Genomic DNA, 23,441 nt, shown 5'->3' on the forward strand with positions numbered 1-23,441 from the left:
ACCATTCAAAGACAAGGCGTCAGGGAAAAAGACTTCCCAAATACGGCTTGCCGTTGTGTTGATCTTCTCTCATCCGGACTGTACCGTCGGCCTTGGAATCGCACCAAGTCAGTCGCTGCCAGGTCGGAACCTTAAACAGCGAGTCGCGGGCTGGTTCTATAAGAACATCACCGCCGGTTGGGAATTTCACCCTACCCCGAAGATCCTATTCAATTAATTAGTGTATTGAACAAGTTGTAACCTTATGAAGTTCATCTTATTCCTGTAAACGCTATCAGTTCAAGTGTTTTTTTAGAAAACAATACTCCAGCATCCCTGTTGCCTCCGCAACTGCACAATCTGACCTGCATGATAGGCATCGTGTAGAACCCAGCGGGCAAGCGTCTGAGCCCAGTTGTCGTCGGAATCCATATAAGCTTCCTCAAGCTTCGAGTCCTGTAATGTAGCAAGGGTATCGCGTAACTGCTCAGCCAGTTTAGTGGTTTGTTCCATCAGCTTGCTCCAGCCAGCTTCGTTCAAAGGATCACCGGAAATACCAAACGTAGCTACGTTGGAATCTGCAGCGGGTACAGACGGTTCTTTTCCCTGAAGACGTTCCAGAATCCGTTGATTGTAATAAAACATATGATTTGCTAGTTGCCATATGCTCAGTCCACCTGAAGGAGGAACCCAGGCAGCCTGTTCGGCGTTCAGTCCCTCAAGCGCTTTTGACAATGGGACGATCCAGTTACATTGATCCCAGGTATCTTCATTCTGAATAACCAATACATCTAATGCTGTGGTGACTGTTTTCATTTTTTAATTTCATTCCTCTCTTGTCAGATTCATCTCGCCCTTGCATCTTCATGATGGTAACTAGCTAATGTGAGTGGAAGTGGTTACAATTAATATAACACAATTTTAAAGGGTGTAACCATCTTTATATAATTTAGATAGTTACATTAATCGGAGGCTCTCATGGATAGATTATGGACTGATTTTGTAAACAGCGATTATCATGATTGGCGTGGTGGGGAGCGATCAGAAGACAGACTAGGGAACGTAAACTGGCAACAAGATTTTTTGAATCGTTGGCAATTAGAAGCGTCAGTACCGGCGTCGAATGAAGAGGAATCCGCAATGAGAAGTTTTAGAGATGATTTGCAGTCACTGGCTATTCGTTTGTCTAACGGAAAGCTCTTTACTGAGAAGGATCAGGCCTGGTTGAATGATTTTATGATGGCTGGCGAAGTCATTAGACGAATAATTACACAAGATCAACAACTGGGTGTTGCGCTTGTTCCTATTCATAGACATTGGGCTCAGGTGATGGCAGAGGTTGCGGCTGATTTTGCCGTGACACTCGTTGAGGGCGAAGGGAAGAGAATTCGCTCCTGTGACAATCCGGACTGCCGCTGGATCTTCTATGATGATACCCGGAGCAGAACACAGAAATATTGCGATGATAAGATGTGCGGTAATCTAATGAAGGTGAGACGTTTTCGAGCGAAACGAAAAATACACTCCAATGAGGAAAAGAGTAAAACATAATTATTAAGTTTACCAACGAAGTTCTACCTTTTCCAATCCGTGAATCACCATATAGGTCTCAGTTAGCTCTTCCAGAATTTGATAAATATTAAGGTATGATATATAATGTATATATACTAGCGAAAATATAGTCGTAAAGTATATGTAAGAACAAGCAATGCGGATCAGATCATTTTACAAACCATTACGATTGGAGAGATGTCTTATGAGGACAGGTTATCTTTTGAAGAACGGTTGCGTATTATCGATGGATGCTCGTATTGGTCAGTATAACCGGGCGGACGTACTTATTCAGGAATCTTTGATTACGGCCATTCAACCAAATATTGAGGTGTCCGATGCAGATGTTGAGGTCATCGACGCTTCAGACATGATTATTATGCCTGGACTGGTGGATACACACCGGCATATGTGGGAATCGCTTGTCAAAACAGCCGGAACAAACTGGTCGCTCCCCGTCTATCTGCAAAATTTGTACTATGGAGCTATGGGAAGCAAGCTTCGTCCAGAGGATAGCTATATTGCCAATCTGTTTGGATCGCTGGAAGCGCTTAATGCAGGCGTCACTACGGTACTGGATTGGAGTATGCCATACTCGTCTGAGCACACGGATGAACTGATTCGAGGATTACAGGACGCAGGAATTCGTGCTGTTTTTGCCCATGGTGTGCCAGGGGAAACGATGTATTGGAATCGTGAGAGTAAGCTGTCGTATCCAGAGAATGTGAGAGGTGTTAAGGAGCGATATTTCTCTTCGAACGATCAACTCCTCACCTATGGACTGGCTATTCGAGGACCAGAGTTTAGCCATTGGGATACAACGGTGCAGGATATTCAGCTTGCGGAAGAACTGGACGCCATTTGTTCGATGCATGTCGGTTTCGGCAGCTGGGGATCAGAGGATCGTTCGATCAGCCGAATGTATGAGTCAGGACTGCTTGGTCCACGAATCAATGTTGTTCATGGCAATACAATGGGCATGGATGAATTCAAAATGCTCGCAGACAGCGGAGCATCTTTGTCGGTCACACCTGAAGTTGAGATGATGATGGGACATGGCTATCCGGCTACAGGATACTTTCTGGAGCATGGAGGTACGCCAACGCTTGGTGTAGATGTCGTGACTTCGACGGGCGGAGATATGTTTTCACAGATGAAATTTGCGTTGCAAGCTGAGCGTTCAAGAACGAATGAGTACCTTTTGCAACAAGGTGAAATGCCGGGTGAACTCAGTTTGCAGGCAAGCCAGGTGTTGCGATTTGCGACCTCCGCGGGTTCACGGGCCTTAGGACTGGAGCAAAAAACAGGCTCGCTTACGCCGGGAAAAGAAGCGGATGTGATCATGATTCGCACGACGGATCTGAACTTGTTCCCCGTGCACGATCCGATTGGTGCTGTTGTGCAATTCGCGAATCCGTCTAATGTGGATACGGTCTTTGTTGCTGGGAAACCTGTGAAGCGAGAGGGCAAGCTGTTGCATGTTGATCTGGATGAAATTCGGCGTAAAGCCATGCAGAGTACGGAATATTTGTTGACGCAATATCGGATGTCCGATGCAGATCGGGTTGTTTTTTCATAATAGAGCTGAGATAAAATAAAGCAAAGGGCCGTTTAACTCAAATTACGGCTCTTTCTCATCTTCTCTTTCTTTTCGGATCAATTATCCATACATTCTTTTCACATGAAATTAGGGTTGGAGTAAGGTATGTTGACAAATAGAACGCTTTCTACTAAGATAGCGATATAAGTTAATAATGAATATAATCAGGATTGTTACTGATCAGCAGGCAAGACCGATTGATAATGCAAACATGCAGAACTGTATTCTTTCATGTGTGCATAATTAATGGTCTTTTTTTTGTTGCTAAATTCTGTTAACGTTTCATTTTAAAAGGAGATTCCGATGAAGATCACACGAATTATTAACAATAATGTCGTCTGTGCAGTGAATGAACGGCGCCAGGAGATGATGCTTTTAGGCAGTGGCATCGGTTTTCAGAAGAAAAAGGGAGACGATGTGGACACAGTCAAAATCGAAAAAGAATTTTTTCTGAAATCCAAAAATGTAACAGGTAAATTATATGCCCTGCTGGCACAAATCCCGATGGAATATATTCGTGTATCCGATAGCATTATTCAGTACGCCAAGCAGTCTTTAAACAAGGAATTGAATGAAAATATATACCTAACGTTAACGGACCATATTAATTTTGCTGTGGCACGTTACAAGCAGGGTATGAATTTCAATAATGCGTTGTTGTCTGAGATTAAAGCGTTTTACTCCAATGAATTTCGCGTGGCTATGAAAGCCCGGGATATGATTAATGAAGAATTCAACATTACGCTGCCTGAAGATGAGGCTGGGTTCATTGCACTTCATATTGTCAATGCAGAATTGGGATCTGAAATGGAAGAAACCATGAAGATTACACAGTTGATTCATAAAGTCTTGAATATAATTCGATATCAGTTTAATATTCATTTCAATGAAAGCTCGCTTCATTATTCCAGACTTGTCACTCATTTGAAATTTTTCGCCTACCGCTTGTTTAATCATACGGTTGTGAAAAGTGGTGACAGTGATTTTCTCCATATCATTAAGGAAAAGTATGCGAATGAATATCAATGCAGTCTCCGAATTGCACAGCTGATTCGGGTCGATTATGGAAAAGAATTAACAGAAGACGAATTGGTATATTTAACGGTTCATATCAAAAGGGTCATTGATGAAGAGAAGGAATAATTCATCGGCCACTATAATGAGTATACTAGGATTGTTACTGGTGAGGCAGGCAAGACCTAGAGTTCCATCGTGTATAGAGCTTATCTATATTCGATAGAATTCTAGGTCTTTTTTTATACCTAAAAACGTTTGAGGGGGAGCAGTACATGAAACATGAAAGCACAGCCGCCGAGATTTTAAAACTGGTTGGTGGAGAAAAAAACGTAGATAGTGTAACACACTGTGCTACAAGGTTGCGATTTAATCTGAAAGACGAGAAGGTCGCGAATGATGAAGCTTTAAAAAATGTCCAAGGGGTTGTAGGTGTTGCCAGCAGTGGTGGGCAGTATCAGGTCATTATCGGTAACGAGGTAAACAATGTGTATAAAGCTTTGACGCAGCTGGGGAACTTTGCAACCAATAATGATGCCCCTACTGTGAAAAAAGGAAAACTGACTACGCTTCTGGACACGATCTCCGGAATTTTTACACCGATCCTGCCAGCCATGATTGGTTGTGCGATGATCAAAGCCGTTCTTCTTATTTTGAAAACATTTGATCTCGTTGATCTGGATGGACAATTTAATACGATTATGACCTTTATCGGTGATGCGGCTTATTACTTCTTGCCGATGTTGCTTGCCTGGAGTGCGGCTGTAAAGCTTAAAGCTAACGTAGGCTTTGCATTAACGATTGCTGGTGTTCTGTTGCATCCTTCCTTAGGGGCGTTGATGTCTGCAGGTGAGCCTGTTTCGTTTTTAGGACTGCCTGTCACGCCAGCGACGTACACTTCGTCGGTTATTCCGATTATTTTAGCGGTTTGGATCTTGTCATATGTTGAACGCTTTGCGGAGAAGTATTCTCCATCGGTTATTAAATCTATTCTTAAACCGTTGATCGTAATCCTTATCATGGCTCCATTAACGCTGATTGTACTGGGTCCAATCGGTGCTATCGCGGGTAACTACCTTGCGTCAGGCGTTTCTTTTGTGAATACACATGCAGGATGGTTAGTATCTGGTATTATCGGCGGGGCATTCCCGTTCTTGATTATGACAGGTATGCATTACAGTTTAGGGCCTGTAGTGCTCACTGCGTATGCACAGACGAAGACGGATAGCATTGTTGGTCCAGGTATGCTTGTACACAATATTTCTCAAGGTGCTGCTGCGCTTGCAGTTGCTATGAGAACTAAAAATAAAGCATTTAAACAAGTTGCATATTCTACAAGCATCACTGCCTTGCTCGGAATTACCGAGCCTGCCTTGTTTGGTGTAAATTTACGGTTGAAAAAACCACTGATTGCTGTAATTGTTGGTGGCATGGTAGCTGGTGTTTATGTCGGGTTGTTCGGTGTAGCTCGATCCGCTCTAGGTATTGCAGGTATAGCTACGCTACCCGCATTTATCACGGATCATCCATGGAACTTGGTTCATGCGGCAATTGGTTGTTTGATTGCATTTGTAGTTACTTTCATCATGACTCTTATCTTGGGATTTGAAGATGTACCCGAGGATGGAAAGATTCAAGAAACACAAGAAAAAACGTCTACAAACGATCGTGTAGCTGTTGCCGGTGTTTCTGAACATATTCTTGTTGCACCATTGACTGGTAAAGTTCTGGAGTTATCCACGATTAAGGACGAAGCTTTTGCAACGGGAGCTATGGGAAAAGGGATCGCTATTGAACCTGCGGTTGGCAAACTGGCATCACCAGCAGATGGTGTGGTATCTGCGATTTTCCCTACGTCCCATGCCATCGGTATTAGTTCAAATGATGGTGCGGAGCTTCTCATTCACATCGGAATGAACACGGTGAAGTTGAAAGGTGAGCATTTTAAGGTTCACGTCAAAGAAGGCGATACTGTAAAAGCTGGAGATCTGCTCATTGAGTTTGATACAGATGCGATTGCTTCCAAAGGCTTTGACCTGACTACACCCATTATCGTTACGAATTCACATGATTTTGTAGATGTGATCAACACGGACAAGCCATCGATTACGATTGGTGAAAAATTGATCAAAATTATTTAAAGGTAATTTAAGGAGGAATGGTTCATGAATAACAAAAATGGTTTCCCTGAATCTTTTATGTGGGGTGGTGCAACAGCGGCGAATCAATACGAAGGTGCCTGGAACCTTGATGGTAAAAAAGCGAGTACAGCTGATATGATGACAGGCGGAACCCATACGGTTCCCCGTCGCATCACGATAACAACTGAGGAGGGGGTTCATTACCCTTCTCATGAAGCGGTAGATTTTTACCATCATTACAAGGAAGATATTCGTCTGTTTGCAGAGATGGGTTTCCGTTGTTATAGAATGTCCATCGCATGGTCCAGAATTTTCCCGAACGGAGACGATGCAGCGCCGAATGAAGCAGGGCTTCAATTTTATGACAATGTGTTCAATGAATTGAAAAAGTATAATATCGAACCCATCGTTACGATCTCGCATTATGAAGCACCGTTTGCTCTAACTAAGAAATTTAATGCTTGGGCTTCCAGAGAAATGATCGATTGTTACGTGAAGTATTGTGATACAATCTTTAATCGTTACAAAGATATGGTGAAGTATTGGATAACCTTTAACGAGATTAATAGCCTGATTGTTCCGGCAGGTGCATACCTGGCAGGAGCTCTGCTGGTTGATAAAAAAGGCGGCGTATTTAACAATACATCCGTAGACAGCACGCAGATGAGATTTCAAGCGCTGCACCATCAATTCGTGGCGAGTGCCAAAGCGGTCAAGCTTGCACATGAGATCAATCCAGACTTCAAACTCGGCTGTATGATCAATTACAGTCATGGTTACGGAAGTACATGTAAACCGGAAGATATGTTACAAGCACTAAGAATGGATCAAATTAACAATATGATGAGCAGCGATGTACAAGTTAGAGGAGAATATCCCGACTTTGCGAAGAGATACTTTGAAGAGAAGAATATTGACATTCAAATGGCTGAAGACGATCAAGAAGTTCTTAAACAAGGTTGTGTAGATTTCTATAGCTTTAGCTACTACAAATCTCATGTGGTAGGTACGCGACCAGAAGGGGATGAAACCCAAGGTAACGTTTTTGGTGGATACAAAAATCCGTATCTAGAAGCGACGGACTGGGGCTGGCAGATTGATCCGGTTGGGCTCCGGTACGTGCTGAACCATGTCTATGATCGCTATCGCATTCCGATGATGATTGTAGAGAATGGCCTGGGTGCAGTGGATGTCGTTGAAGAGGATGGTACCATTAACGATACGTACCGAATTGAGTTTTTGCGCGCTCACATTGAACAGATGAGAGAAGCTGTCCGTGACGGCGTTAACCTGATCGGTTACACATCCTGGGGTTGCATCGATATTGTGAGTGCTTCCACGGGTGAAATGTCCAAGCGCTACGGTTTCATTTACGTAGATAAGGATAACGAGGGCAAAGGCACACTGAAAAGAAGTAAAAAGAACAGTTTCTACTGGTATAAAAAAGTGATTGAATCCAACGGGGAAGATCTGAGTTAGGATTTAAAAGTTTCGTAGTGAAATACCCGTTGGTTATGATCTTTGTTTAGAGAAATTGGATATTTCCCAGATGAAGATGTATTGAAAGAAGCCGCTAAATGCTAGCGGCTTTTTTATTACGAACAGTAAGGACACAATCCGAATTAGATAATAAGAGAAGTAAGCAGTAGGAAGGAAAGAACAAAGAATGCAAGCTGATCAGACGAAATAGAGGAAGATATGACAGCGAAAAAAGACGAAAAAACAGTTCAATTGCATAAATTCATGTAACAACGATAAAAGTTAGATTTCGATCTATAAAAAGCATTCAAAAAACTGCGCATAATATAAATTATACGCAGTTTTTATTTAAATCCATTTTCATCCTTCAGCATGGGTAACAGAACGTGATATTTTTCGTGCATAAAGGTCAAAATAAGCCATCTTCAAAAATAAATTTAATCATTCAACGCGATAACGTGTAGAATTCGATAGGTTTTTATAGGTGATGGATAAGATAGAACAAATGAGTTTTTCATAGAACAGATGAGAAATGTTATTTCGTCCTAGTTACGCGGCAACACATTCGAGATTCACCATGAAAGGAACATGCGTATGAGTAGAAATGAGAAAATCAGTGTGTTATTCCGTAAAAAGCCGATTGCCAGCCAATCCAATGAAAGCGGTGTATTGAAGAGGGCACTTGGGGCCTTTGATTTAACGACGCTTGGTGTAGGAGCGATCATTGGTACAGGCATTTTTGTACTGACAGGTGTCGCAGCTGCCAAGTATGCAGGCCCTGGTCTGGTATTATCCTTTTTACTGGCGGGCATCATCTGTGCGTTTGCCGCCTTATGTTACTCTGAATTTGCTTCCACCATCCCGGCATCGGGAAGTGCTTATACGTACAGCTACACTGCATTTGGTGAAGTGATTGCGTGGATTCTAGGTTGGGATCTCATTCTGGAATATGGCTTTGCGAGTGCGGCGGTAGCCAGCGGTTGGTCAGGGTACTTCCAGACTTTATTATCCGGATTTGGATTGGAATTGCCTCATGCATTAACCAGTGCGTTTAATCCGGAGAAAGGTACGTATTTTGACATTACAGCGGCTCTGATTACTTTAATGATTACTTTCCTGTTGACTCGAGGAGTAAAAGAAGCGGCGAGAGCGAATGGAATCATGGTAGGCATTAAAATTATCGTGGTGCTAATCTTCATCGGTGTGGGTGTGTTTTATGTTCAACCAGCGAACTGGCATCCTTTCCTGCCGTTTGGCTTCTCCGGTGTAACGGCGGGTGCAGCTACAGTATTTTTTGCGTATATCGGATTTGATGCTGTATCAACTGCAGCTGAAGAGGTGAAACGCCCGCAGCGGGATTTACCGATAGGTATTATTGCATCCCTTGCCGTATGTACCGTCCTATATATTGTAGTATCTCTGATTCTCACGGGCATTGTGCCATTCAACATGTTAAATGTTAGTGATCCGGTTGCGTTTGCTTTTGAATTTGTTCAATTAAACGGGTTGTCATGGATTGTATCCCTCGGAGCCATTACGGGAATTACAACGGTCTTGCTCGTCATGATGTATGGTCAGACCCGTCTGCTGTATTCCATGTCACGTGATGGTCTATTATCTCCCGTTTTCTCCAAGGTAAGTGGTAAAAGTCAGACACCGGCAGTGGGTAGCTGGCTCGCAGGTATCATTGTTGCACTGTTCTCCGGCTTCATCTCTCTTGGCCATCTGGCAGAACTTACGAACATCGGTACGTTGTTTGCTTTTGCTGTAGTGAGTATCGGGATTATCGTATTGCGTAAAAATAACCCTGATCTCAAACGGGGTTTCCGTGTTCCGCTCGTGCCATTGATTCCGATTCTTAGTGCTCTCGGCTGTTTCTATTTGATGACTCGCCTTGCAGCTCTGACATGGATTACGTTTTTTGGCTGGCTGATAATCGGATTAATTATTTATTTTGCCTATGGTCGTCATCATAGTCATCTGAATCCACTTCGGCGGAAGTGAATTGAAAAATAAGCTTTGAATCTTTCCCTGCTCCCCAATCGCCAAGCGAAGGAGCAGGGATTTTTTTGTGCAACAATATAGGAGTCATTGGTTAAAAAGAGATGTTTAAAACTAACGATTAAAAGAAGTTTGCTGCGTTAAATTTGTCACTCACCTGGGTAAAGGATAAAGGAAACCTGCTGAGTGTATCAGCAGGTCGGGGTTGCGGATGAATCAAATATGAAATATATTTGGGGGTGTGATCTGCAACCAGAACCGAAGAGAGGGGTTAACGTATGAAAGAACCATTACATAACAATTTTAATGAACACTCGTCGCATTTTGGGTTTGCACTTGCGGATTCAACCGTTCTCGCTGAGGCGAAGCTGATCATATCACAAGAGGATGAAACAGATAATCTGCAGTTGGACATCGATCCACGACGACATCTGGAGGATGGTCGCAAAGTTTCCGTGGTCGCCCAGCTATTGCAGACACCTGTGCACCGGGAGGATGCTAATGTTCTGTATGGAGCCGAAATATCCTACGTACAATACGCGGTTCGTCTAACCGAGAACAGCAAGATTTCAATAGCTTCGATTCAAGGTATAAGTTATCCGATTGAACTTGATCTCGCACCTTATAAAGAGGGTGAATATGAGGTTCGCGTTGCTTTGCACCGCAAAACACCCCGAATCGCAGAAGGTCCGTTAGAACCGGAACAGCTAGCGATGGTGAAATACGCACAAGTGAATACCGTACATATCACACTGTTCCCGGCAGAAGCCTCTATACTCGATTCACCTTCTGCAACATGGACTCGGAATCATCATGTGTTCGACTCCTATGGCCGAAGAGGATTCATCCTGGCGGATCTGGGTCGTCTCGCGAAGCGAGTAGAGGCATTGCTTGGGCCAGGTAATCATAATTTAATTGAACATTTCACGGAAGGCCGACTGGATGTATTGCTTGAAGAGGGACTGATGCTGGTTGTTTGGGGCATCACTCCGTGGTGTTACTCCCTGTATTCCCCACCAAGCGAGCAAGCTGCTTATGCATTGCCATGGGACAAGCTTGGGGATGAACCTGAGCGGCAAGCGATATATCCGATTGATCCCAAAGTGCAGCAGTTAAGCATTGTTCCAGCGAATGAGCTGGCTTTTTGGGCGGATTGCATTCGCAAAGATTGGCCAGTTATTGATATTCCAGGCGAAGGAGAGACACTTCTTCTGGATCTGTATGTTCAGGTGGCGGAATCGGTTAATGAGCTTCATGAAAATCCGATTCCATCGTTTGTGCTCACACGTCGTGAGGGCAAACCGGAGATGATTTTGCTGATGGCTGATGTTGTGATCGTCGAAGAGGTTGATTTTCCACTAAGTTAGGCGTTTGTGTTCTGCAAATAGTAAACCGATTTTGAAATAGAAATACATTGCATTCACGTCAGTCAGTATAGCAGGTCAATCAGTACATTTGAAGTCAGTGGAGGTGACAAGAGCAGGTGATCAATGAAGAGGTTCAGGAGCAGTATGGGGATGAGTTGCAGGCCTTTCATATCTGGATGAAAGATGCTGGATACACCGTATATACGGTCAAATCTTACACGGGGGACGTAACGGAATTCCTTACTTCTATCCAAGGAAAATCGCTGGAGCAAGTGAAGAAGTTGCATGTGCTTGCTTTTCTGTCCCGTGCACGGGAGCGTGGCGTGAATGATGCTACCCGGAACCGTAAACACGCCGCAGTCAACTGCTTCTACAAGTCACTCATTGAACTCGAAGTGCTGTCGAGCAATCCGGCTTCTGGCATCAAAAAGTCCAAAACCGAGAAAAATCGTGCTCCAGTCTTCCTGGACGAAGGAGGTTTGACACGCTTTTTGGCATCCGTCGAAGGGAAATATCGCACCCGAAACCTGGCATTGTTCCTGCTAATGGGTTATATGGGGCTTCGGGTGGGAGAAGTGCATGCCCTTAATTGTAAAGACTACAACCCCGAGCGACGCACACTCGATGTGTTCGGAAAGGGGAGAAAATGGAGAACAATCCCGGTTCCTGAAACGGTTGCAGAAGTGTTATCTCAGGCTCTTGAAGAACGGTTGAATCCGTGGCGGGGCGAGAAGGAAGAGGCCCTGTTTGTATCGCAAAAAGGCAAGCGTCTGTCCATTCGTAGCATTCAACTCATCTCTACAGAAACCTTCGAACGCTTCCAGCAGGAAGCTCCTGTTCATCAGCGCCAAAGCTATTCCAGCCACAAGCTGCGTCACTCGTTCGCCACTATGATGTTGCGGCGCGGAGCTGATCTGCGCACGGTACAGGAACTGCTCGGACATGCCTCCATTCAAACGACAACGGTATACACCCATGTTACCAGCCGGGAAAAAGAAGAGGCGATGGCTTTGCTGGATGTCAAACTTCCGGTTAACGAAGTGATGAATTAGTACAAAACGAACGATATAAGTTGGAGAGAATCCAAAAAAATCTGGACAACAACACATGACCTGCTAGGAGAGATGGGCGAGGATGAAGACGGGAAATCTTGCTTCGGATGATCAAGATCAGGCTGTTACACCAAACCGATGGCGTGCGCTGTGGGAAGTGCTTATGGTTGCTGCCAAGCTGGGACTGACATCCTTTGGCGGCCCGACAGCGCATTTAGGCTATTTTCATAACGAGTATATACGCAAACGAAAATGGATGGACGAGCAGAGTTATGCTGATCTAGTGGCGTTGTGTCAATTTCTCCCTGGACCAGCGAGTAGTCAGGTGGGGATTGGGATCGGTGTCATGCGTGCAGGTCTGCTTGGTGGATTGATGGCTTGGATTGGATTCACTCTTCCGTCCGTACTCATATTAGTGGGGTTTGCTTTTATTTTAAAAGGTTACGATGTGGGCCATGCGGGTTGGATTAGCGGTTTGAAAATCGTAGCAGTGGTAATTGTTGCTCATGCCATTCTTGGTATGGCCCAGAAGCTTGCCCCGGACAAAGCAAGGATTACCATCGCTGTGTTAGTGGCTACAGCGGCTTTACTATGGGCAGTTCCATATAGTCAGGTCATATTAATCCTGTTGTCAGGTTTCATTGGCTGGTGGATGTACCGCAATGTTCCGGTCACTCCAGTTATCAAAATGAAGGTGCACATCCGTCGTAGCTTGGCTGTGCTGTGTTTAATCTCTTTTGCAGGTCTGCTTATCCTGTTGCCGATCCTGCGGCAGGCCATAAATATGGAGTGGATCGCTCTTTTCGATTCGATGTACCGAGCAGGTTCCATGGTATTTGGCGGGGGACATGTCGTATTGCCATTGCTTGAGCAAGAACTCGTACCTCACGGTGTAGTGAGCAAAGATGACTTTCTAGCTGGATATGGGGCAACACAAGCGGTCCCTGGCCCCTTGTTTACATTTGCCGCGTATCTTGGGGCAGTTTCGATGGGCGTAGCAGGAGCGTTTATTGCTACAATCGCTATATTTTTACCTGCATTGTTGCTCATTATCGGTGCGTTGCCCTTCTGGAATGTGCTTCGCGGTAATCCGCATATGCAAGGAGCGTTAGCTGGAATTAATGCAGGAGTAGTAGGTCTTCTGTTAGCCGCACTCTATCAGCCGCTATGGACAACAGCTGTATTGTCGCCTGCTGATTTTGCGGTGGTATGTATTTTGTTTGTTTTGCTGAACTTCTGGAAATGCCCACCATGGATCATTGTTCTGTTAGGTATCGTTGGAGGTATGATTGTCAATCAAATTTGAATTTTAGTTTCCGTCATTATTATTATGTAAACAGAAGAAAATAAAAAGTTAAAGACTGAAATAATTAATGATAATCATGAATGATATGAGATTAAATTACAATATTGTAAGGAAGTGGAGCTTCCAGTCACGTCATATCAAAAGACCATCCCAAACTCTATGCAGAGTTGTTGAATGGTCTTTTTTTTAATGGATAAGTGTATATGTTATTCCAGTCCGGCAATCTGTTCTTTTAATTTGCTTGCAGATGCCTGAAAGGCCAATTTCTCGGTTTCATTCAACGGAAGCGGCAGAATTTCACGCACGCCATGGCGATCTACGACACAAGGAACACCCAGATATACATCAGAAACGCCGTTATAATCTTCAAGCAATGTGGAAACATTCAGAACGGAGCCTTCGTTACCCAGAATGGCAGCGACAATACGATCGAGTGCCAAAGCGATGGCATAGGAAGTGGCTCCTTTAGCATTAATGATCTCGTAAGCTGCGTTTTTGGTGCTATTGAAAATGTCTTGTTGGGTTTCTTCGTCCAGTTCAAGGTCTGTTCCCGCAACGTTTGCCAGACTCCATACAGGCACCTCGGAATCCCCATGTTCACCGATGATGTGAGCGTGAATGCTGCGGGGGTCGATGCCTTTATTTTTACCGATCAGATAACGGAATCGTGCGCTGTCCAGCAATGTACCTGAGCCAATGACCCTGGAAGCCGGCCAGCCGCTTTGTTTCCAGGACGTATAGGATAAGATATCGACAGGGTTCGTAGCAATTAACAAAATACCGTGCGAGTTGACTTCGGTAATTCGATCAATGATGTCTTTGAAAATGCTTGCATTTTTCTTCAGCAGATCAATTCTAGTCTCGCCCGGCTTTTGTGAAGCACCCGCAGTAATGATGATGATATCGGCATCTTTGCAGTCGGAATAGTCGCCTGCCCACACTTTAACGCCCCCGGTAAATGGTAAACCGTGGTTCATATCCAGCATTTCACCGGTTGCCTTGTCATGATTCACATCCACAAATACCAACTCGGACGAACGCTGTCTGAGCATAAGCGTGTATCCCGTTGTTGTTCCTACCGCACCCATGCCGATAATAACGACACGACTGGGCTTCAATGCTGAACTTGTTGTCATAATCTTATCCTCTCCTTTTTGGGTATACTACCATCCATATTAAGGGATATGTGGAGATAAAGCGAGTTTTGTCTATAACTTTTTTCACAACATATCTCATTTTCCAAGGGGAATCCGCTAAAAAGGTGGATAAATAGACTTCAAATGATTCAAAAAAGGTCTACATATTGGTATTCAAGGACAATGATCGGCAAAAATATTCAACATTCGGCAGGTTCCCCGGCGGTGTGAGCCTTTAGGTCGAAGTTTGTGGTAGAATAGGAGCAGTGGATTCTGATGAATCGTAAATATAACTTCGTCACAGAGACATGCGCGTCTGTCTGATGAATGAGAGAGGTGGAACCCACTTGCGCTTGCAATGGAAAAAAATCGCGCAGACAGCAATGCTGTCTATAGGTATCATGATGTTACTGGTTGCTTGTACCAAAACGGAACAGCCGCCAGTTGCAGAACCTCAGGAACAGGATGACAGCGGTAACGTTGGTCAGACTCTTACTGTTGTACCCCCGGCAAACAATAACACCGAAGCAGCGGAGATGGCCAAATATCAGATTCAGACTCGTTTGACCGATTTTCAACTCATTAATGATAACGGGGGCTTGGCCTGGGGAGTTACGCGTAATGCGCTCCGGCTCTATTACACTCAGGATCAGGGAAAAACGTGGACCAACATTTCGCCCTCAGAGAATGTGCAATTCCCGGCTAATCCGAAATATGGAGAAAGTATTTATTTTGTAGATCGTATGCATGGCTGGATTGTTCGAGAGGGGATGGGAGGCACAGATACGATTGTGCTACGTACCAATAATGGAGGCGTGAGCTGGAGTTTGTCTTCCTTGTCGAAGACGGATAAGGTAACAGCGATATCCTTTGTCTCTCCCGAGAAAGGCTGGGTTCTGACGACACTCGATACGGGAATTGGTAAACAGGACAAGAACCTGTATCGTACTCAGGATGGAGGTACAACTTGGGAGCGAATGACTTCCAGTGATGACAAGGATAAATCCCAAACGGGTGAAATTTCAAGACGTGGCTACACCACGGGCATGACGTTTTCGGACTCCAAGCATGGATTCCTGAGTGCCATAGAGTTCGGTACACCGAAGCTGTACGTGACATCAGATGGTGGCGAACAGTGGCGAACGGGTTCTTCCTTTTTTGACCGGGATAAATTCAAAGCGTGCGGTAATTTCACGATCAGTGCACCTCAATTTTTTGGACGTGAAGCGAAGTCGGCCTGGATGTCCATGTCATGTGCCAGCGGAGAGAGCATAACGTTCAGCGGTTTCTTCACAGCTGATGGTGGCGTAAGTTGGAAGCCTTATTCATTTAATCTGGATAAGCAAACAGGGATTAACCGCAATCTGGCGCCTGTATTTCTGAGTCCATCGGAAGGTTGGGCGATGCAGAAGGGCATTATGTATTATTCGAAGGATACAGGCAAAACATGGACAGCCTACCCTACGAGCAGTGTGTTAGAAAAGATTTTCAAAGACTACCCTGAGATTGTGAAAATGCAGATGGTATCGCCGAAGCTTGGCTGGATCTTGGTGGAGAATACTGATGCCAAACGATCGCTACTATTGCAAACCGTAGATGGCGGAGAACATTGGAAAGTACTTTAATGTGCCGCTGCTCCGTTTAACGAATGAGATCGAGCATTAATCTGAATTAAATCTAGGGGGAAGTAAGTAGCATATGAGCGGAAAATGTAAGGGGGAGATCTCGAATGAGGTTTTCCCTTTATTTTTATTTTATTTTTTTGATACATTGTGAAATTAATCACAAATAAATCATGAAGATGATGTTATATTTAACTCAAGAAGAAAAGGAGTGATGAAGATGAGAACCAACGGTCAAACTCAATTCACGCAGGCGGATGAATTAACAAGATACATGCTTCACTTATGCTACACATGTGACGACGCTAATCGTTGTACTACGGAAGAAGCCGTGAAAGCTTGCATGGCTGCACATGCAGAGACAGATCAGCCGGAACAAGCAGAAGGTGTAGATGTAACTCGTGGATTCATGGACATGATGTACGCATAGTGAAAGAAAATGCAGATAAAAATAGCGCTGTATCAACGATTTACCCCCGAAAGGGGGTATTCTTTTTATATGCGGTTAAATGTTCCTACAATCCTCTATTCAATCTTGTGTGATATTAATTTTGAGTATATTGGAATTTTATTGAAATAATCAATTATGTTTCATATAATACTACATATCATACGGTGGTCACAGATGGATAATTCTTTAAGCATAAGGAGTAATATGATGAGGAAAATTAATTTCACTTCGATTTTGATTGCAGTAGTAATTGGGACTACAGTAATTACAGGAACATCTATGATTCAAGCTTCTGAGATTAACACTATAGACTCGCACGAAGTCTCTACAGATTCTCTTCCAGCCAACTTACAATATGATTCTCAACATCCAGATGAGATTTACATAAAGGATTGCGGTGTATTCGTAAAGGCGGACTCAAATCCAGTTGATTTACATGGAAAAGATTTAATTTATGATGCGCAAGAAGTTACAGATAAAACTGAAGTAATTATAGGCTATGATGCAACCTATGTGAAAATAAGGGACTGGGAATAAAACAATGTCATATTGACGAACGCAAGGAGATAATTTTTCTTGCTCTTTTTTTATGTAATGGGGCAAATTCTCAGGATACTTTCTCACAATAGTCACGTAGCATAAAATGGGAAATAATATATCTTCGATACTTTATAGAAAATCCATGTGTAAAATAAAATAAATAGTATGTGATTTTCTGAAACCCATTTCATCACTCGTTGTATAAGAGGGATCACGTTTGAATTTTTGGCAACTTCTCATTACGTGGATTGGCATCCTTTGTTTGGTTATCGGATATAAAGATCGTGTGAACAAATGGATACTGTACCCTATATCACTTCTATGCATATTTGGAACATTCGTTTTCACATTATATAAAACAACAAATCTCAGTCCATAAAAGAGATCAATAGATCTCAAGGACAGCCATTGACGAATACTAAATGTATGTGTTAGCTTCGTTTTACATGGAAGATGCAGGGATGCATGAGTGTATCTAGAAAAGAGGAATACATATGGCTATGATCGGCGTTATCCGCCACGGTGCAACGGACTGGAATGATGAATACCGGACACAAGGGCATACCGATATCCCGCTCAATGCAGAGGGGAGAAGACAGGCACATTTGCTTGCTGACCGAATTCGATCGGAACAATGGCATTACATCTATTCAAGTGATTTATCGAGAGCATTGGAAACGGCATCTATACTTAGCAAAGCTATTTCGATTGAAATACGTGTAGACGAAAGGTTGCGCGAGATGGACTGCGGACAGATTGAGGGTACGACGGAGCAAGAACGTGTGGATCGTTGGGGGTATAGCTGGTCTAAGCTGGATCTGGGGATTGAATCTCATGAATCGATTGTAAAAAGGGGAAGGCAGTGCCTTGCCGACTTAGCTAACCGGCATTCAGGTGAGAACATATTAGTTGTAAGCCACGGGGCATTTCTCAGCCTAACCATGAAAAGACTTCTTTCACATATTGATATCAGAGAAAATCTATTAAACACATCAGTAACTCACTTGCATAGCGGAACTCCTCGGTGGGATTGCTCGCTCTATAACTGTACTAAACATCTCACTTAGTAGGTGGAGGAGGGAATCCCATGCAACTCGCAGATATTCCATCGAAGATATTGAGGCAGACTGGAACCGTACAGCGAATTACGTTTCCACGGCAAGGTCACACGTCTACCGTTGCCGTTCTGGAGACAGCAGATCAGAGATATGTTATCAAGAAAACAGAGCATGAACTCTACAACGAATGGTTATCTGACGAATATATCGCAATGCAGCTTCTTCATGGAAAGGGATTACCTATTCCGAAAACGCATTCATTTTATGCAGAGCATCAATCAAGATGGCTGTTGATGGATTATATAGAAGGAATATCGTTGAGACAATTTCTTGCCAGCCATCCAGCTAAAGAGGATAAGGAAAAGGCAATTACCAGCTTCGGACTTTCCTTGAGAAAGCTGCATGAATGCGCTTGTCCAATGGAATGGCAACATGCAGAGTCTACTTGGCTCGATGCGATGTTATCCAAGGCGGAGTACAATCTAGCTCATTACTCAATAGACGGGAACGAACATTTGCTCACACATCTGAAAAAGAACCGTCCAAGCACAGTGCAACCTACCTTAATTCACGGTGATTTTACCATCGATAATGTGCTCGTCTGTGATCGTGAGGTCGTAGGAATGATCGACTGGGCGGGGGCGGCTCATGGTGATCCCCGGTATGACGTGGCTTTGGCCATTCGGCCAAAAACGAATGCCTTCGAGGATGAGCGGGATAAAGATATTTTTTACGATGCGTATGGCAAGCGGAGATTGACGGAGGAAGAGTATCGGTATTTCGAAGATGGAATATATAACTTTTTCTAAAAAGTGCACAAAAGTGAGACAGGGGCTGTGCCATGGAATTCCCGGTAATTATTGTAGATTTGGATGGAACCCTATTGAAGGCAAACAAAGAAGTCTCCGAGCGAAACGTAAAGGCGATTCAAGATTGTGCCCATCGTGGAATGAAATTCATATTTGCAACGGCGCGTCCGCCGAGGGCAGTGAAAGCTTTTTTGCCGGAAAAATTGCTGGAGCTTGGTTCATTTGTGTATTATAACGGCGCGTATACAAATTGCAGACATACTGGAAAACAAAATCACATTGGAATCACACCTGCGTTAACTGCTGAGGTTCTAGACTATTGTCTGGCATGTAATCCGAATCTGGACATTAGTTTAGAAGTGAGAGATGTATGGATGAGTTTGAAGCCTTATGATGCAGAGACAATCATGAAAGTAAAAGGGCAACCTATGGTCAGATCTTTGATGGAGCTTAAACAGCAAGAAGCATCCAAGATCCTTTTCACAGGCAATCTGGACCGGGTGGCTTTTCAAGAATGCTTTGAAGGAAAATTAAACATATTGATCACGGATCAAGGTGAATTAACACAAGTCTCGGCGTTGAATGCATCCAAGGAACATGCTGTCTCTGTGATCTGTGACGCCATGGGTGTTGCAATGCAAGATGTGATGGTGTTTGGGGATGATGTAAACGATATCGGTCTGTTTGATCAATGTGGTTGGCCTGTGGCGATGGGGAATGCCACTCAGGATTTAAAATGCAAAGCGAAAGAGATAACAGAAACGAATGAAAATGACGGGGTGGCTGTTATTTTGGAGAGACTTTGTCAGTAATGTCGTGAACGGATTGTGGAGGTACAGATTCATGAAATATAGCGTAAGAACAGCTGTCGCCAGGGACATCGCAGGACTCTGTTCTGTTCGAAACAACGAGACCTTATTCATGTCCTACATGAAACAGCAAGAAAATAAAGAAGTCATTGTGGTCCTTGCTGAAACCGAGGATGAGGATAGCGTCATCATGGGATTTGGAGTTCTTAAATTACAAGGAAAGCTGGTTCCTAAATTAAGTGATCTGTACGTTAAGGAAATATATCGCGGTCAGGGTGCTGGGTCAGCATTGATTCGGTATAGAGAAGAACGTGCGAAAGAATTGGGTTATAGCGAAATATTTGTGAGCGTTGATCCTGTCGAAAATCCCAGAATGATCAAGCTGATCTCGAAGCACGGTTATCATGCCATCTCTGAACCTTACTCCAAACAGGCTGTTTACTACAATGAAGATGGTTCAAGTTACGAGAAAACGTACATACGGATGGATTTGAAAAAGCAGCTTTTGTAGGGTAAGTTACTGTGAACAGAGACGCTCAGTCCTTGATTTGGAGCAGGCTGCCAGTATATAGCAACTATAGATTAAACGTCTAGGAGGATTCAACATGTTTAAGCACGCCTTAGGTGGTATGGATACAGCGTACCTTTCGCTGTTTACATCCAATGACGCAGCAGCGTTATTTCAGTTGATTGATCGTAACCGGGAACATCTCGGAGCCTGGCTCAGGATTCCTGATATGACTTTGACTGAAGAGGATTCAGCGGGTTTTATCGAACGCACTCGTCTGCGTTACGCGCAGGAGGAAGGATACTGGTTAGGGATCTGGTTTCGAGGCGAACTGGCGGGTTCGATTGGATATTGTGATATTGACCTTGAAAACAGGAAGGCTGAGATTGGTTATTGGCTTGGTCAGGAATATGAGGGGAATGGACTCATCACGAAAGCAGTCAACGTACTGATTGAGCACGCTTTTGAGAAGCTTGGATTAAATAAAGTGGAGATTGGTGCGGCAACGGACAATCGGAGAAGTCGTGCTATACCCGAGAAGCTGGGTTTTCAACGTGAAGGTGAGCTACGAGATTATGAGTTTTTGAATGGGAGATTTCTACATCGAGTGATGTACGGCCTAAGGACTGAGGAATGGCATTCTATCGATTCACAGCGAGATTAGAGCTTATAAGACGACAACAGGAGGAATATTCTAATGAGTAAACTACCTTTATTTGTAATCACAGGCGCGAGCGGTACGGGCAAAACAACGGTGTCATCACATGTGCGCAAGCTTTTGCCTGAATTTGACGTCTTTGATATGGATATCATCAACAATGTCGATTGGCAGATTGCCAAAGAGAATTGGCTGCGCGTTGCTTATAGCATCTCGTTAAGCGGAAGAGGTACCGTTCTATGCGGCACGATGGTACCCGAAAATATTGCATCCTCCCAATATATTGAACGATTTGATCGTATTCATTACGTCAATCTGCATTGTGATGATGCGACGCGTGAGATGCGATTACAAGCACGTGGCTGGGACGAGAATGCGATTGAAGATCATCGTAATTTTGCGAACTGGTTGTTGCAGAACGCGGATAAAGCCTTTGACCCGGCGATGCCAACGGTGGATACAACCGATTTGTCTTCTGAGGAAGCGGCAAAACAGATTGAAGAGTGGGTCAGAGCGAACTGGTAGAAAAGTTGGATGTCTCGATGACAAAAATGTTTAGAACGTAACATATATGGATGATCGGAGGGTTCGCATGCTCCCTTTTCAAGTCAATGATTCTATTCAGTTAAAGCTTATACAATCACAAGATCGAGATGAACTATACTCCTTAATTGATGAGAACCGAGTGATTCTAAGAAAGTGGCTGTTGTGGGTTGATAAACGACAATCTCCTGAGGATTTGGATACTGTCATTGAAATGTGGACACGTAACTACGAAGAAAGAAATGGTTTCGATGCAGGAGTATGGTTTAACGAAGAGTTGGTGGGTATGATAGGTTTGCATTATATCGATTGGAAAAATAAAGTGACGAGCATTGGGTATTTCCTATCGGAATCGGCTCAAGGGAAAGGCATCATCACAACATCTATTCAAAAATTGAGTACATATCTGTTTAATGATCTGAGATTAAATCGAATTATTATTCAATGTGCAGAGAACAACATCAAAAGCAGAGCCATACCTGAGAAGAGGGGATTTATAAACGAAGGCACATCCAGACAGGCTCAGTGGTTATATGATCATTATGAGAACATTGTGACGTACAGTTTATTGTCCAGTGATTGGCAGGAGGAAGGTTCGAAATGATATTCAACATGATCTTATGGCTGGCAATCATCTGGTTAATTTATCGCTATTATAGTCTTCCAAAGAAAGATCATATGTACAGCGTCAAAATACCCTCTACATACTTCATTTCGTCCCCCAATAGGACGGAGGTACAGAAGAACGTCGAATGTGCTGCATTTTCCAGTGCATATGTGTTAAGACATTTTGGTATCGAATCCGAAGGAGATGAGCTTTATCGGAGGTATCCGCGCAAATTACTGGATGGCACCTTTTATCCAAAAGCGATAATTGTGTTTTTCAAAAAACTCGGCTACTCTGCAACGTATTTGCGTGGTAATGTCACTACGTTAAGAAAGCAGATCAGCCGCGGCGTGCCTGTCATTCTGTTCATCAGGGTTCATTCGGACCGGCGATTTTTGCACTTTGTGCCTGTTGTCGGGTATGATGAAACTCATTTTTATCTGGCAGAGTCTCTGGATTTCAAGCGAAATTGTGATGAAGTGCATTACAATCGAAAGATAAGCGTAAATGAACTGGAATCGTTATGGAACACATGGCTTCCTTTCACCCGCAACTCCTATATCGTGATTGAGCCCAAACCTGATTCTTTAGATAAATCTGCATAATAAATTGTGCTATAGAACGGTTTAAGCATGGCCGAGTATGTTCATAATATAATCGGTGCTCCACCTAAGATATACGATGTAAATATTTCATCAGATTAACAAGTTCTGTGTTCGTCCGCATATACATTACAGAACACGGGTCAAGACTCCGGCTGTCCCAAGTATGAACGGAGGGGAGAGACATGGGCATTGAATCATCCTGGATGTTTGATTTGTTTGGAACCGTCTTTCCGGTGGCATTTGTCCTGATTCTGGGTATCGTGCTGTTATCAATGGGCAAAGAAGTATGGAGATGGGGGCGCAATAATGCAGAGCCTCTGCTGACTGTACACTCTCGCATCACTAGCAGACGGGTAAAGATGAGCCAGACGCCTTCCGAATCCGGCACCACAAATGCCGCACGAACGTTGTATTACGTCACTTTTGAAGTAGAGAGCGGTGACCGCTTGGAATTCAAAGTGAATGGTGAAGAGTATGGTATGTGTGCCGAAGGGGATGAAGGACGGCTCTCCTTCAAGGGAACCCGGTATATTGGATTTGAACGCACGAATCGTCTGTACACTGAACGTGTACGAGGTTAAAAGAAGTTGAAAATGGAGTAGCTT

Annotated in this window: 23 protein-coding genes and 1 riboswitch; of the genes, 21 read left to right on the plus strand and 2 right to left on the minus strand. The window is 43.7% G+C overall.

What is annotated here, in order from left to right; all coding sequences use genetic code 11:
* Positions 1–57: 57 nt before the first annotated feature.
* A riboswitch (FMN riboswitch) is annotated at positions 58–208 on the minus strand.
* Between the two features lie 83 nt (positions 209–291).
* A complete protein-coding gene (locus J2T16_RS01715) occupies positions 292–795 on the minus strand; it encodes a DinB family protein (RefSeq protein WP_154890412.1) in 504 nt (167 codons plus the stop codon).
* Between the two features lie 162 nt (positions 796–957).
* On the opposite strand from J2T16_RS01715, the gene J2T16_RS01720 reads away from it, so the two are divergent.
* The 9 genes from J2T16_RS01720 to J2T16_RS01760 all read left to right on the plus strand — a co-directional run bounded on the left by J2T16_RS01720 (position 958) and on the right by J2T16_RS01760 (position 13,490).
* A complete protein-coding gene (locus tag J2T16_RS01720; RefSeq protein WP_499017625.1) occupies positions 958–1,530 on the plus strand; it encodes a CGNR zinc finger domain-containing protein in 573 nt (190 codons plus the stop codon).
* 205 nt (positions 1,531–1,735) lie between these two features.
* On the plus strand, positions 1,736–3,109 hold the full coding sequence (locus J2T16_RS01725; protein ID WP_499017627.1) for an amidohydrolase family protein: 1,374 nt from the start codon (positions 1,736–1,738) through the stop codon (positions 3,107–3,109).
* Between the two features lie 324 nt (positions 3,110–3,433).
* On the plus strand, positions 3,434–4,273 hold the full coding sequence (gene licT, locus J2T16_RS01730) for a BglG family transcription antiterminator LicT (protein ID WP_090916598.1): 840 nt from the start codon (positions 3,434–3,436) through the stop codon (positions 4,271–4,273).
* Positions 4,274–4,419: 146 nt separating this feature from the next.
* On the plus strand, positions 4,420–6,285 hold the full coding sequence (locus tag J2T16_RS01735) for a beta-glucoside-specific PTS transporter subunit IIABC (RefSeq protein ID WP_336120128.1): 1,866 nt from the start codon (positions 4,420–4,422) through the stop codon (positions 6,283–6,285).
* Positions 6,286–6,309: 24 nt separating this feature from the next.
* Positions 6,310–7,764, plus strand: coding sequence for a glycoside hydrolase family 1 protein (locus tag J2T16_RS01740; RefSeq protein ID WP_336120127.1), 1,455 nt, complete (start codon positions 6,310–6,312; stop codon positions 7,762–7,764).
* 594 nt (positions 7,765–8,358) lie between these two features.
* The gene (gene bcaP, locus J2T16_RS01745; RefSeq protein WP_221789435.1) at positions 8,359–9,768 is read left to right on the plus strand and encodes a branched-chain amino acid transporter BcaP; all 1,410 of its coding nucleotides are present in this window, start codon (positions 8,359–8,361) and stop codon (positions 9,766–9,768) included.
* A 275-nt stretch (positions 9,769–10,043) separates the two neighbouring features.
* Entirely contained in the window at positions 10,044–11,132 is a 1,089-nt protein-coding gene (locus J2T16_RS01750; protein WP_499017631.1) for a hypothetical protein, read from the plus strand.
* A gap of 116 nt (positions 11,133–11,248) precedes the next feature.
* On the plus strand, positions 11,249–12,184 hold the full coding sequence (locus tag J2T16_RS01755) for a tyrosine-type recombinase/integrase (RefSeq protein ID WP_499017633.1): 936 nt from the start codon (positions 11,249–11,251) through the stop codon (positions 12,182–12,184).
* 82 nt (positions 12,185–12,266) lie between these two features.
* Positions 12,267–13,490 (plus strand): chromate transporter, encoded by a 1,224-nt coding sequence (locus J2T16_RS01760; RefSeq protein WP_499017635.1) that lies wholly within the window; start codon positions 12,267–12,269, stop codon positions 13,488–13,490.
* Positions 13,491–13,696: 206 nt separating this feature from the next.
* On the opposite strand, the gene J2T16_RS01765 is transcribed toward J2T16_RS01760, so the two are convergent.
* A complete protein-coding gene (locus J2T16_RS01765; RefSeq protein ID WP_154983488.1) occupies positions 13,697–14,626 on the minus strand; it encodes an L-lactate dehydrogenase in 930 nt (309 codons plus the stop codon).
* Positions 14,627–14,973: 347 nt separating this feature from the next.
* On the opposite strand from J2T16_RS01765, the gene J2T16_RS01770 reads away from it, so the two are divergent.
* From J2T16_RS01770 to J2T16_RS01825, 12 genes are all read left to right on the plus strand, one after another.
* Positions 14,974–16,251: a WD40/YVTN/BNR-like repeat-containing protein gene (locus J2T16_RS01770; protein ID WP_090916582.1), complete on the plus strand. Its 1,278-nt coding sequence runs from the start codon at positions 14,974–14,976 to the stop codon at positions 16,249–16,251.
* 217 nt (positions 16,252–16,468) lie between these two features.
* Positions 16,469–16,678 carry a hypothetical protein gene (locus tag J2T16_RS01775; RefSeq protein WP_090916580.1) on the plus strand — a complete coding sequence of 70 codons (210 nt, stop codon included), beginning with the start codon at positions 16,469–16,471 and terminating at the stop codon, positions 16,676–16,678.
* Between the two features lie 228 nt (positions 16,679–16,906).
* Positions 16,907–17,236, plus strand: a complete 330-nt coding sequence (locus tag J2T16_RS01780; protein ID WP_499017638.1) for a hypothetical protein — start codon at positions 16,907–16,909, stop codon at positions 17,234–17,236.
* Between the two features lie 497 nt (positions 17,237–17,733).
* Positions 17,734–18,306, plus strand: a complete 573-nt coding sequence (locus tag J2T16_RS01785) for a histidine phosphatase family protein (protein WP_499017640.1) — start codon at positions 17,734–17,736, stop codon at positions 18,304–18,306.
* A gap of 20 nt (positions 18,307–18,326) precedes the next feature.
* A complete protein-coding gene (locus tag J2T16_RS01790) occupies positions 18,327–19,106 on the plus strand; it encodes a phosphotransferase (RefSeq protein WP_499017642.1) in 780 nt (259 codons plus the stop codon).
* A gap of 32 nt (positions 19,107–19,138) precedes the next feature.
* Positions 19,139–19,918 carry an HAD family hydrolase gene (locus J2T16_RS01795; protein ID WP_499017644.1) on the plus strand — a complete coding sequence of 260 codons (780 nt, stop codon included), beginning with the start codon at positions 19,139–19,141 and terminating at the stop codon, positions 19,916–19,918.
* 31 nt (positions 19,919–19,949) lie between these two features.
* Complete coding sequence (locus J2T16_RS01800) at positions 19,950–20,426, plus strand: GNAT family N-acetyltransferase (RefSeq protein WP_499017646.1); 477 nt, start codon at positions 19,950–19,952, stop codon at positions 20,424–20,426.
* 94 nt (positions 20,427–20,520) lie between these two features.
* Complete coding sequence (locus J2T16_RS01805; RefSeq protein ID WP_499017648.1) at positions 20,521–21,087, plus strand: GNAT family N-acetyltransferase; 567 nt, start codon at positions 20,521–20,523, stop codon at positions 21,085–21,087.
* 33 nt (positions 21,088–21,120) lie between these two features.
* Positions 21,121–21,606, plus strand: coding sequence for an AAA family ATPase (locus tag J2T16_RS01810; RefSeq protein ID WP_499017650.1), 486 nt, complete (start codon positions 21,121–21,123; stop codon positions 21,604–21,606).
* A gap of 67 nt (positions 21,607–21,673) precedes the next feature.
* A complete protein-coding gene (locus J2T16_RS01815) occupies positions 21,674–22,228 on the plus strand; it encodes a GNAT family N-acetyltransferase (protein ID WP_499017652.1) in 555 nt (184 codons plus the stop codon).
* Positions 22,225–22,836 (plus strand): C39 family peptidase, encoded by a 612-nt coding sequence (locus J2T16_RS01820; protein WP_464677294.1) that lies wholly within the window; start codon positions 22,225–22,227, stop codon positions 22,834–22,836. The genes J2T16_RS01815 and J2T16_RS01820 overlap by 4 nt, the downstream gene beginning before the upstream one ends.
* A 182-nt stretch (positions 22,837–23,018) precedes the next feature.
* Positions 23,019–23,417, plus strand: a complete 399-nt coding sequence (locus tag J2T16_RS01825; RefSeq protein WP_499017654.1) for a DUF2500 domain-containing protein — start codon at positions 23,019–23,021, stop codon at positions 23,415–23,417.
* The last annotated feature ends 24 nt before the right edge of the window (positions 23,418–23,441 follow it).

The sequence above is a fragment of the Paenibacillus intestini genome, assembly GCF_030803945.1.
Lineage (GTDB): Bacteria > Bacillota > Bacilli > Paenibacillales > Paenibacillaceae > Paenibacillus > Paenibacillus polysaccharolyticus.